Raw genomic sequence first — 11,304 nt, 5'->3', positions numbered from 1 at the left:
CAAGGGTTAGGGATAATCTGGGGAGATACTTTGTAATTCGCTGCTCAAGCATCAAGGTTATTTGTTAATAACAACCCTGATAGCTTGAAGTTTTAATGCGGCTGAATTCATATAACGCTCACATTCACTCATTTGTTCTTTGAAGAATTCAATTTCCTCTGCTCTTATTGCTGGATTAACCTGTTGCAGAGATTCAAGCCTGGAAATTTCAGCGCTTAAAGACTGCACCATGTTCATTTTGGCGTGTTCAATAACTTCATTCATCTGTTTTTCGGCTATTTGATTGCAATTCTTTAATATGGATTCAATATCGCTACTGATTTGTTTTACTATTGGATAACCTAAATGACGTTTAACTGGCTCACACATTGCGTTAAGTTGGTTGTAGTCTAAAACTTTGCTCAGGTTTTTTCCTGATACATCCATTAATATCCGTAACGGAGTAAATGGCAGGAATCTGTCCAGTTGCAAATATTTAGGTGCAGCTCCATTGATTGTGTAAAAAGTTTCCAGAAATAAAGTCCCTGGCGCAATACTTTTAACGGATATAGTCGTCAAGGTCGCATTGCCAACTTCAGAGTTTAAGATCATTTCCATTGATTCTGATACCATGGGATGCTCCCAACTCAAAAACTCCATATCTTCCCTAACCAAAGCTTTAGAACGGGAATAAGTCACGGTAACGCCATCTTCTTGCAAACCAGGAAAATGACTGGTTTTCATATGCTCAGTAGGTCTAAGAATCTCGGCAAGTTCGGAATGATATTCATGATCGATACCAAATTCATGGAATACCTTGGCCATGTAATTTTCCAGTTCAATACTACTTTCTTCAGCTTCTATTTCAGCAATAATTTGCTCAGCGATAACAGGATTGCATGAATTTAATTCGAGTAATTGATCTCTGCCTTCTTGTAATGCCTGATTGATTTGCAGAGTAAATCGTTTTGTGTCTTCAATAAGCGTGTTGAGTGGTTCAGGATTTGTACCCAGGTTATTTGCTTTAAGAATGGGCAGCAGTCGCTCTGCAAATTGTTCATAAACAGAATAACCAACAGAGCAACTCTGTTGGAATAAATTGATTCCTTCGTGATACCAGCGAAACAGAATTTCCTGAGCAGTATCGGTTAGATAGGGTACATGAATCTCTATGGTATTTTTTTGTCCTATACGATCCAACCGCCCTATACGTTGCTCCAATAAATCGGGATTTAATGGTAAATCGAAAAGAACGAGGTGATGTGCGAATTGAAAATTTCTCCCTTCGCTGCCAATTTCAGAGCAAATCAAGGCTTGCGCCCCTTGTTCCTGATCTGCAAAGTAAGCTGCCGCCTTGTCTCGTTCTATTATGGTGAGTCCTTCATGGAAGGCAGTACTGCGTATTCCTGCTTTTAATTTCAAAAATTGCTCCAGTGCTAGAGCAGTTTTTGCCTTGGCACAAATGATCAGTACTTTTTCAGGGTACAGTTCATTAATTTTGGAGGCAAGCCATTGCACTCGGGGATCATTCAGGAGCCAAACATCGTTATCCAAGGGCGTTTCTGGATATAAATTAAGGGTATTTTCAATTGCATTTATCGCTGTATAAAGTGGGGAGTTGGATAAAGGGTAGGCTGTTACATTGCGTTTGGGAAATCCTTTGATTGCGGCACGAGTATTACGAAAGAGTACCCTCCCTGTGCCGTGACGGTCTAGTAAATTCTTGATATTGGTACTGATACTGTCACTTATATCCTGACCCAGATATTCTGCTAAAGATGATCGGGATGAGGCATCCAGCGTGTCAGTTTGCTGTGTTTCCTTATAATCTATCAAGCGTTGCACCAAACGATTCACTTTTTGATAGCTTTCTTCCTCTTTTTTGAATAGTTTAAAATCATAAAAACGTGAAGGATCTAAAAGACGAAGCCTTGCGAAATGACTTTGTATTCCAACTTGTTCTGGTGTTGCGGTAAGCAAGAGCAACCCTTTGCTTTGTGCGGAGAGTTGTTCAATGAATTCATATTCGGGGCCTGCCAGCTCTTCTGACCAATGCAAATGGTGTGCTTCATCGACTATCAGCAGATCCCATTGAGCGGCTAAAGCGTGTTGGCGTGCCTCTTCGTTACTCATAAGAAAATCAAGGCTGCACAAAACCAGTTGTTCTGTTTCAAAAATATTGCTTTCACCGCCTGGATTATGCGCTTCATTTTCAGCATCGAGCGTTGATTGAAAACGATTTTTATCAAATATGGAGAAATAAAGATTGAATTTTCTTATCATCTCAACAAGCCATTGATGAATCAATGAATCAGGTACGATGATGAGTACTCTGCTTGCTCGCCCAGTATGCAGTTGATAATGTAAAATCATCCCGGCTTCAATGGTTTTACCAAGCCCCACTTCATCAGCAAGCAATACCCGGGGAGCGTGGCGTTGTGCCACTTCACTGGCTATGTAGACCTGATGCAGAAGATGATTGGTTCGCGAGCCCAGAAGCCCTCTGACTTTTGATTGCTGTAATCGACTGATGTGATTTAGGGTATCTATTCTTAGCTTGAATGAATTGAGTTTATCCAGCAAACCACTAAAAAGCCTTTGTTGCGGGGTGCTCAGGCTAATAAAACAGTTTAGAGCCATTTCATTAATGGCCTGTTCCTGTCCTTTAGCGTCCAGAGCCGTATAGATGATCAGCCCTTTAAAATCATGAACTTCGGTGACGTGTAATGTTTTATCCTCGTTAGTAGTGATCTCTTCGCCAATTTTAAAAATGATTCGGCTTAAAGGAGCATTATCTATAGCGTAAATCCTATCTTCTTCAGCAGCGGGAAAGTTAATGTTGACATGTCTGCCTCCGACTTCGGTGATAATTCCCAAGCCGAGTTGGGATTCGGTATTACTAATCCAGCGTTGACCAATGGTAAATGTCATAAAGAGCAAATTCCTATCGTAAAATAGAGTACAGCAGCGCTCTTTCTAAAAGAGCACCAGCTGTTTATGGGGTTAATATAAAAAGTAGTGATTGTATCAATTTTTATAACAATAGACATTATTTTCTCACGTTTATCTTTTTTGGTGCTTAACATGCCATTTTAATCTTTAGGATCAATTTTTACTTGATTATTAAGACCGAATAAGAACATTTTTTGGAGATTTTGCGAACAAAAAAATCACATTTATCATAGGGTTGCCTGGAATATATTTAAAAAATGGTCTTAACTTTAAGTCTATTTAAAATTTATTCGATAACTCTTGTCTTATGAGTCAATTTTGATTAAAAATGAACTTCTAAGGATGGTTTTTAATCGTAAGGAGCGCAATCATGGGTGTTCAAGAAACAGAACTTCAGAATCAACAACCCGATACAAGCATAAAATCAATCCATTCTGAATTGGAACATATTGAAGCGCCATCTTTGCACGTTGACGATCTTCCTGAAATGCTTGATGAACTGACAAATCCTGATAAACCTGAAATTGAACTGGAGAGTCTAAACAAGATAAATTCAGTTAAAAATGATCTTGCCAAAACTAAGGAACTTTTAGGATCTATCATTGATACTATGGTTAATAATCCGAGTTTAATCAACCAGGCATCTCAATACTGGGGTGAATTACCGATCTGGCAAAAGGTTCTTGGCGGCGTTATTGTATCCGGCCCTGCTTTGGCTGCCGGGTTGTTTGCTCATGTCGGTGCGTTAATGGTGATAGGTACATTCAATGGCTTGGCTTATACGGCTAGCGGCATGATCCTTGAAGAGCACCGTATTCATACCGAAGATATTGCAGAAAAATTGAAGAAAGGAATTTTCGGTCTGGCTGAAGTATTGGATGCGACTATCCAGACGCTGGAACAAATCGTTAACTCTTTAAAAATTGAAATTCAAAAATTTGTTACAGAAAATAAAAAACTGGCTATTAATGTTCTCGATCTGCAATCTGAAGTGACCTCGCTCTCTGATCAAGTCGAACTTTTTGTTGCAACACAAAAATTACTGCGTGAAACTCGGGACGATCTGGAAAAATCCGCTGAAAAATTAAAGGAGTCTGTTGAAACACAAACTGAATTATTAGTTAAAAATCAGGAACTATTAGACAAAGTAAAACAAGAGTATCAAAAAAATGAACAACAGTTAAGCGCAAAAGTTGCTGAATTACAAGCGGTAAAAACGCAGATGGATGAGCAAATTCAGCAGGCTACAATTGTTTCAGTTACTCTACAGGGTGCTGTTCAAACCATGGCCGGTACTTTGCTCAATAACGAACAAGAAAAGGCTCAGTTTCAACAACGACTGGATGAATTTATAAACGGTGAAAAGGAAGGGTTCGATAAAGTTGCCGATCGCATTTGCACTGCAGAAGCCGAACTGGGTATATTAACCACTCAACTCTCTGAAACCCAAAAACAATACAATCAATTACTGGCTGTGCAAGAAAGTCATGTTTCACGCCTGGAACGAATAGGAATCAAACCTGAGCCTGAAAACGCTACTCCGGCAGTTAAGTCGGGAAGAGCACTGCGTGAACTGGGCATATACAGTCGTAAAACACACTCTGAGCAACATGATGCAACCCATCAAGAATCCCTTTGGGCGGTGGTGCCTTAGACCTTTGAGATAATAGATTGGGTGCGTATTGATTTTAGCGGTCATTTATATGGCATTTTTTACCTCTAAAAATGCCATTAAATTATCTTTCTTTGTAGGGCATCTGTTGTTTTCGCAGTTGCGAAAATTCAGGTTCCTGGCAAATCTCTTTGGTTGTCTCGAATACGGATTTTCGCTTGCGTCCAGAGAGCGTGTTCATCCAACTGTACTTTAAATTGAGGTCATGACCTGATTTATTCAACTCTGTAATTATCGCTTCTTCACCAATCTTCAGATCCGATAATTCCTCGCTGTTTCTGATGATACGAAGTGGTCATCACCATTCTCAGGCTCCTCCCATTCTATAAACCCATGCAGTAGGATATCGTCATAGGGATCTTTTTCTATAGTTTGTAATGATCTTTTTTCCTTGAAAAATGTTTTGACACGACTCAATACCTGGAGCTGTAATTGTTGATTCTTTTCGTATGCGAAATCGTCTAGGTCCACTTCATTCCGGTGCACAGGGGAACATTTTTCTTTTATCTCTTGCAAAAAATCGTGACTGATGAATCCATCATTGGCTAATACACATAAACTATTACGGATATTGGGTTTTTGGAACGAATTTTGTATGGATATTGTGTTTGTTCCCTCTTCTGTAAAAGGAATATTCGCATTTAATAATGAATTGGTTATGCCTTCTTTTTGGTCAGCAATAAAGTTAATGGTCATTTTTGAATTGCAGGAATTAAATGAAAATTCAACCAAATAAACGGGTGATACGCCTGGGCCAGTATATTTAATTGTTTGTTGTGGGTAGAACATGGTTATATCCTCATTTTAAAAACGTTTACATTATACTGTAAAATGAGCAAAAAATATACTTTTCAAGGAGTTCCTCACTACAGCTTGTAATGACGACCATATTTTTTATGGAGCAGTCCTGGCTGTTATGGTAACTCCAAAGGTTAATCGATGATAAATATATTAAAATACACAAGTGAATTAGAACGGGAAAAAATTTTGTTTTAAACCTGGGTAAGCCAGGAAAATTCGGCAAATGAGTATTTTATCAACGTACTAATTTGCAGCATTTAATTCTGTATGTGGGGTTACATCAATTTAAAGAATACATTTGATGTGTGGATAAAGTAATATATTCCCTGGATTTAAAGAACTATTCAGGATTTTAAAATGACAATATCTTATGAAGAATTTGACAATGTAGATTTACGTTCGGGAACAATCATAAAAGCTGAACCCTTTGTTCGAGCTAAAAAACCGGCGTATAAAGTTTGGGTAGATTTTGGTTCTGATATAGGTATTCTTCAGACTTCAGCTCAAATTACAGTCCATTATCAGCCAGAACACTTGATTGGTAAACGAGTAATCGGTTGTGTTAATTTAGGTGAGAAGAATATAGCGGGGTTTGTTTCTCAATTTTTATTGTTGGGATTTTCAGATTCTAGTGATGCAATATGTCTTGCTACTTTGGAGGGTGATGTGCCAAATGGCAGAAAAATGCATTAGGGTGCACCGATTCTTTATACGCTTTTTAATTTTATGTTAAATGGATACCTGATAAAAAGATTCGCCGCAGAATCAGAAAAAGCTCTTGATGCTTATTTGATTTTGCGGCGAATAGAGGAGGGCGACAAATCTATTTCTCAGAGGGTTCTTTGACTAGAGTCGCTTCTCTTTTTTTGTGTGCTTCATTCCTTGGTGAGTTGGTTCGGTTCCCTTGTTGTCCTTGATGATTTTGTTGATTAGGGTTAGAACGCTTTCTTTGTTGATTGGGGTTAGTTGTTGTTGCCGCTGCCGCAGGGCTTACCGCATTGGTTCTTTGTTGCTGGTTGCCTCCAGAACGACGTCTGCGATGGGGATTATTTTGTTGACGTCTTTCCCCACTTTGCCCTTTAGTTGCTTGTCTGGATTGATTTTGATGACGGCTTTGGGGCTTTTTAGCGTACTCCAACGAAGTTGGTGCGGATTCGGTTTGCCCACCAAACAAGCCAGTCCACAAACGTTTAATGAAACTGTTCTGTGAATGTTTTTTGGTTTGTTGTTCAGTAAACGACTTAACAGCGGGTTCATCATGAATGACTGCATCTTTATCGCTAGTGGCAACTTGTAATTCGGGTTGCTGGATTAAAGTATAACTGGGTTTTTTAGATTTACCGACGTTATCTTCTTTTAAGCGGGTTATGGAATATTGTGGTGAATGCATGTAGGGATTGGCAACAATAACCACACAGACGCCATGTCTTTTTTCTATATCTCTAATGAAATTACGCTTTTCATTCATGATAAAGGTAGCCATTTCAGCGGGAAGTTGCACCTGTATTTCAGCGGTCTTTTCTTTTAATGCTTCTTCTTCAATCAAACGAGTAATAGATAAGCCATGAGATTGGATGTTGCGAACGGTACCTCGACCCTCACAACGTGGGCAGATTTCCTGGGCGGTTTCTCCCAAAGAGAGTCGTAATCGCTGACGTGACATTTCCAGAAGACCAAAACGGGATATTCTGCCAACCTGAATACGGGCTCTATCCGCTTGTAATGCTTCTTTAAGCCGATTTTCAACATCCCGTTGGTTTTTACTGGAGCTCATATCAATGAAATCAATAACAACCAAACCACCAAGATCCCTCAGCCTTAACTGACGGGCTATTTCGTCTGCGGCTTCAAGGTTTGTATTCAGTGCCGTTGCCTCAATATCAGAACCACCTGTGGCTTTAGCTGAGTTAATGTCTATAGATACCAATGCCTCAGTGCGGTCTATAACCAATGCGCCTCCTGAGGGCAACATGACCTGGCGTTGATAAGCCGTTTCAATCTGGCTTTCTATCTGATAAAAATTGAATAGAGGAATACTGCTGTTATACAGTTTCAGATTAGGTAAAAACTCGGGTTTAACTCGTTCTATGTATTGTTTGGCTTTGATATAGGAAATTTGGTCATCAATGATGATTTCACTAATGGATTTGCGAAGATTGTCACGAATCGAACGAATAATCACATCGCCTTCCTGATGAATCAGGCAAGGGGCAAGCTCCGAATTATAAGCTTGTTTGATGGATTGCCATTGATTGCAAAGCATGTTGAGATCGTCTTGTAGCTCTTCTTGGCTTTTGCCAACACCCGCTGTACGGATTATTAATCCCATATCTTCAGGAAGAGTTAATGCGTTTAATGTCTCACGCAATTCGTCTCTTTCTTCACCTTCAATACGTCTTGAAATCCCGCCAGATCGGGGATTGTTGGGCATAAGCACCAAATAGCATCCGGCAAGGGTTATAAATGTGGTGAGGGCAGCGCCCTTATTGCCTCTTTCTTCTTTATCGACCTGAATTAACAGCTCTTGGCCTTCACGTATCAGTGTGGTGATAGGCGGCTTTTCATCGCCAAAATCATCGGGATTTCTACTTAAATATTCAGGTGCGATTTCTTTTAAGGGCAAAAAACCTTGTCGTTTGGAGCCGTATTCGACAAATACCGCATCAAGGCTTGGCTCTCTTCTGGTGACAATTGCTTTGTATATATTTCCTTTTTTCTTGACTTCGCCAGGACATTCTATATCCAGATCAAAGAGTTGATTATTTTTTATAAGCGCAACACGAACTTCCTCAGTTTGCATTGCATTAATTAACATTTTTTCCATCTTTAACCCCATAATTAGGGCGCAGGCATTTAAGTCGAGATAGTGTAAGGCACTATTTGGAACTGGTTTCATTTCTGCTTAAATGATCCAGGGTGCTGATGTTCAGAGTGATGCAAACTCACGTTCTTGTACGTGCTGCATCATGGTGTCTGAACATCAATATCCTGGCCCTCATTCCAGTGAATAGATAACAGTTCCTAACCAAATAGCCCAATCGAGCGTTTGTATACACGGCTCATTGAACTATAAATGGCATGATCTTTAAGCTGACCCATGACCTTGTGGACAGACCGTACGCATGGTACCTGGATAATCAAAGGTGCACACTCTGAAATATACCGTTTACTTATTAAGTGGGTTGAAAGAAGAAGCCTTTTTATGAGGCGTGCGAAATCCCGCAAATAATTTGTATTGGGTATAAAGCATGTCTGGCATGCGCAGGTATCTGTCGATATATTAATCAATTTAGCTCTGGTATTGGGTCGCTTCCTTATATCTTCGTCTTAAATGGAAGCGCATCTTGTTTTTCCTTAAGCATCAATCTTCTCATTTTCAGCGAGTCAAAGAACTTGATTGTAAGATTTTTGGTTGCAATCTTAAAAAAAATCAAGCCTTTTTATTCGTCTGGATTGATACTTCTTGTGTTGGATTTGTTATCAAATTAACTAAAATAATAATAATCAGTTGACTTTTTAAACTCTTAAGATAAAAAATCCATGTGATTACACGTATTTTAGTGTGATTAATCACAAATCTTTGTCGATTATTAATCGACTATTAAACTTTTTTTCTGTTTATGCGTTATAATTCGGTCGCTAGGGATTGTTCCCATGCGATATATTATCATATCAAAAAATTCACGCCCGGCAAACAGGTTTATTGACAATGAGTGAAGTGAGCTATAAAGAAATAAGCAACGAAGAAGAGGGGCAGCGTTTAGATAACTATTTAATTCGCATTTTAAAGGGTGTTCCTAAAAGTCATATTTACCGTATTATTCGAGGTGGTGAAGTCCGAATCAATAAAAAAAGATCTCAAGCCAGCTCTCGATTACATGCGGGAGATGTGGTTCGAATTCCGCCTATACGAACATCGGACTCCAAAGAAGTGTTCGTTGGTGATGCCTTAGCCAAACGACTTGATGAATGCATCATTTTCGAAGATTCCTGTCTTTTGGTAATTAATAAGCCCGCAGGAATTGCGGTGCATGGTGGAAGCGGATTAAGCCTGGGAGTAATCGAGGCATTACGAAAAACCAGACCCGATTTACCCTATCTTGAATTAGCTCATCGTTTGGATAAAGAGACTTCAGGCTGTCTTGTATTGGCCAAAAAAAGGAGTACCTTAAGGGTTATTCAGGCGCAAATGGAAGCACGTCAGGTTCAAAAAACTTATTGGGCATTGTTAACTCATCCCTGGGAAGGCAATAAGAAAGTTACCGTTAAAGCTGCTCTGGAAAAAAATACCTTAAAGTCGGGTGAACGAATGGTTTTAGTTACCGAAGACGGCAAAGCATCAGAAACGAATTTTAAATTATTGGAAAATTATAAACAGGCTTGCTGGGTTGAAGCCAGCCCTAAAACAGGCCGTACACATCAGATCCGAGTTCATAGTGCCTATCTGGGGCATGTGATTGTCGGTGATGAAAAATACGGATCACTTGCAGGCGAGGTCGAAGGAATAGATAATCACCACAATCGTCTTTATTTACATGCACGTTCCATTCAGTTCGAACTGAACGGTACCAAGCAGCTTTTTCAGGCTAATGTAGATGATCGATTTGCTAATACACTAAAAAATTTGCGTGCAAGGAGCTTAGTGAGCAATGAGTAACTTATATCAATTAGTCGTTTTTGACTGGGAAGGCACCATTGCAGATACCTTGGGATTGATTTTACATACAGTGGCTAATGAAGCGCAAACACTCGGATTTGGTACTGTAGATCCTTATCAGGCAAGAAAGTATGTCGATTTGGGTTTGTTAAATGCCTTGAAAAAATTATTTCCCCATTTGTCTGTTGAACAACAGGAGCAGCTGGTACAGGCGGTACAACATGCCATGATTGCTCGCCCTACAGAAGTCTGTTTATTTCCAGGCGCTTTGGCGTTTATACAAAAATTGATCCAGGCTAAAATTGATGTAGCCATAGCAACAAATAAAGGGCATCATTCTTTGTTAAGGGCATTGCAGATCTCCGGTCTTGATGATTATTTTAAAGTAACACGCTCTGCAGGGCAGGCTCCGCCCAAGCCCTGTCCACAGATGCTAAAAGAAATTATGGACGAGTTTGGCGTAGATGCGTCAGTAACGCTCATGATAGGTGATTCCGCTACGGATATGGAAATGGCTACAAGCATTAACGTTGCTGCTGTAGGGGTAGATTTTTACCATCAGCAGGAAGATGCGCTAAAAAAAGCAGGTGCCTTAGCCGTGTTTGATGATTATAAGCTCTTGGCAGACTATTTAAAGTTGCCAATTATGGAATAGGGAGTAGTAGCTAATGAGTACTTTAACCAGTGTGCCTAATTTATTGACTTTGTTCCGTATTATCCTTGTTCCAGTATTCATCGTCATTTTTTATTTGCCTTTTAAATGCGCTAATGCTGTTGCTGCGGGAATATTTGCTGCAGCATCGTTTACTGATTGGCTTGATGGTTACCTGGCACGCAAATTGAAAATGGTCTCACCCTTTGGTGCTTTTTTGGATCCGGTAGCAGATAAGTTATTGGTATCAACCAGTTTACTGCTTTTGGTTGGCGCTAAAGATATAGACTACATCACTATACCTGCGATTATCATCGTAGGACGAGAGATTGTTATTTCTGGTCTGAGAGAATGGATGGCTGAAATTGGCAGACGTGCGAGCGTAACAGTAGGTTATATAGGTAAAGTCAAAACCACCTTACAAATGATCGCTTTGATCTTGCTTCTGGCATTTAATCCAGTGAATTCGTGGTGGGGAATTATTGGTTTTATTCTTCTTTATTTGTCTGCAATTTTAACTATTTGGTCCATGGTTGTTTATTTGGCTATTGCATGGCCAGACTTAATGAAAAAAAATTAATTTAGTTGTTG

At 39.5% G+C, this 11,304-nt stretch carries 8 protein-coding genes; 5 read left to right on the top strand and 3 right to left on the bottom strand.

What is annotated here, in order from left to right; translation table 11 throughout:
- Positions 1-57: 57 nt before the first annotated feature.
- Positions 58-2,910, bottom strand: a complete 2,853-nt coding sequence (gene rapA / locus Lwor_RS04860) for an RNA polymerase-associated protein RapA (RefSeq protein WP_058492781.1) — start codon at positions 2,908-2,910, stop codon at positions 58-60.
- Between the two features lie 391 nt (positions 2,911-3,301).
- On the opposite strand from rapA, the gene Lwor_RS04855 reads away from it, so the two are divergent.
- A complete protein-coding gene (locus Lwor_RS04855) occupies positions 3,302-4,585 on the top strand; it encodes a LegC2/C7 family Dot/Icm T4SS effector (protein WP_058492780.1) in 1,284 nt (427 codons plus the stop codon).
- 270 nt (positions 4,586-4,855) lie between these two features.
- Here Lwor_RS04855 and Lwor_RS04850 read toward each other — a convergent pair whose 3' ends face one another.
- Positions 4,856-5,392 (bottom strand): hypothetical protein, encoded by a 537-nt coding sequence (locus Lwor_RS04850; RefSeq protein ID WP_058492779.1) that lies wholly within the window; start codon positions 5,390-5,392, stop codon positions 4,856-4,858.
- Between the two features lie 369 nt (positions 5,393-5,761).
- Here Lwor_RS04850 and Lwor_RS04845 point away from each other — a divergent pair, with 369 nt between their 5' ends.
- The gene (locus Lwor_RS04845) at positions 5,762-6,097 is read left to right on the top strand and encodes a tRNA-binding protein (RefSeq protein WP_058492778.1); all 336 of its coding nucleotides are present in this window, start codon (positions 5,762-5,764) and stop codon (positions 6,095-6,097) included.
- A 130-nt stretch (positions 6,098-6,227) separates the two neighbouring features.
- Here the strand turns inward: Lwor_RS04845 and Lwor_RS04840 are convergent, their stop codons facing one another.
- Positions 6,228-8,228: an Rne/Rng family ribonuclease gene (locus tag Lwor_RS04840; protein WP_058492777.1), complete on the bottom strand. Its 2,001-nt coding sequence runs from the start codon at positions 8,226-8,228 to the stop codon at positions 6,228-6,230.
- A gap of 885 nt (positions 8,229-9,113) precedes the next feature.
- Between Lwor_RS04840 and Lwor_RS04835 the strand changes: the two genes are divergently transcribed.
- From Lwor_RS04835 to pgsA, 3 genes are read left to right on the top strand one after another with little or no spacing between them, the layout of a single operon-like run.
- Positions 9,114-10,061 (top strand): RluA family pseudouridine synthase, encoded by a 948-nt coding sequence (locus Lwor_RS04835; protein WP_058492776.1) that lies wholly within the window; start codon positions 9,114-9,116, stop codon positions 10,059-10,061.
- Positions 10,054-10,716 (top strand): HAD family hydrolase, encoded by a 663-nt coding sequence (locus Lwor_RS04830; protein ID WP_058492775.1) that lies wholly within the window; start codon positions 10,054-10,056, stop codon positions 10,714-10,716. The genes Lwor_RS04835 and Lwor_RS04830 overlap by 8 nt, the downstream gene beginning before the upstream one ends.
- A 13-nt stretch (positions 10,717-10,729) precedes the next feature.
- Positions 10,730-11,293 (top strand): CDP-diacylglycerol--glycerol-3-phosphate 3-phosphatidyltransferase, encoded by a 564-nt coding sequence (gene pgsA / locus Lwor_RS04825; RefSeq protein WP_058492774.1) that lies wholly within the window; start codon positions 10,730-10,732, stop codon positions 11,291-11,293.
- Positions 11,294-11,304 lie beyond the last annotated feature (11 nt).

The organism is Legionella worsleiensis (assembly GCF_001467535.1).
Classification (GTDB): domain Bacteria; phylum Pseudomonadota; class Gammaproteobacteria; order Legionellales; family Legionellaceae; genus Legionella; species Legionella worsleiensis.
Note: the sequence above shows the minus strand (reverse complement) of the source record. Positions and strands in the feature narration are given on the sequence as shown.

Coding starts and splice junctions, on each gene's coding strand:
- Lwor_RS04850 (WP_058492779.1), bottom strand. CDS start 5,392: ATGTTCTACCCACAACAAACAATTAAATATACTGGCCCAGGCGTATCA.
- Lwor_RS04840 (WP_058492777.1), bottom strand. CDS start 8,228: ATGGAAAAAATGTTAATTAATGCAATGCAAACTGAGGAAGTTCGTGTT.
- Lwor_RS04830 (WP_058492775.1), top strand. CDS start 10,054: ATGAGTAACTTATATCAATTAGTCGTTTTTGACTGGGAAGGCACCATT.
- Lwor_RS04845 (WP_058492778.1), top strand. CDS start 5,762: ATGACAATATCTTATGAAGAATTTGACAATGTAGATTTACGTTCGGGA.
- pgsA (WP_058492774.1), top strand. CDS start 10,730: ATGAGTACTTTAACCAGTGTGCCTAATTTATTGACTTTGTTCCGTATT.
- Lwor_RS04855 (WP_058492780.1), top strand. CDS start 3,302: ATGGGTGTTCAAGAAACAGAACTTCAGAATCAACAACCCGATACAAGC.
- Lwor_RS04835 (WP_058492776.1), top strand. CDS start 9,114: ATGAGTGAAGTGAGCTATAAAGAAATAAGCAACGAAGAAGAGGGGCAG.
- rapA (WP_058492781.1), bottom strand. CDS start 2,910: ATGACATTTACCATTGGTCAACGCTGGATTAGTAATACCGAATCCCAA.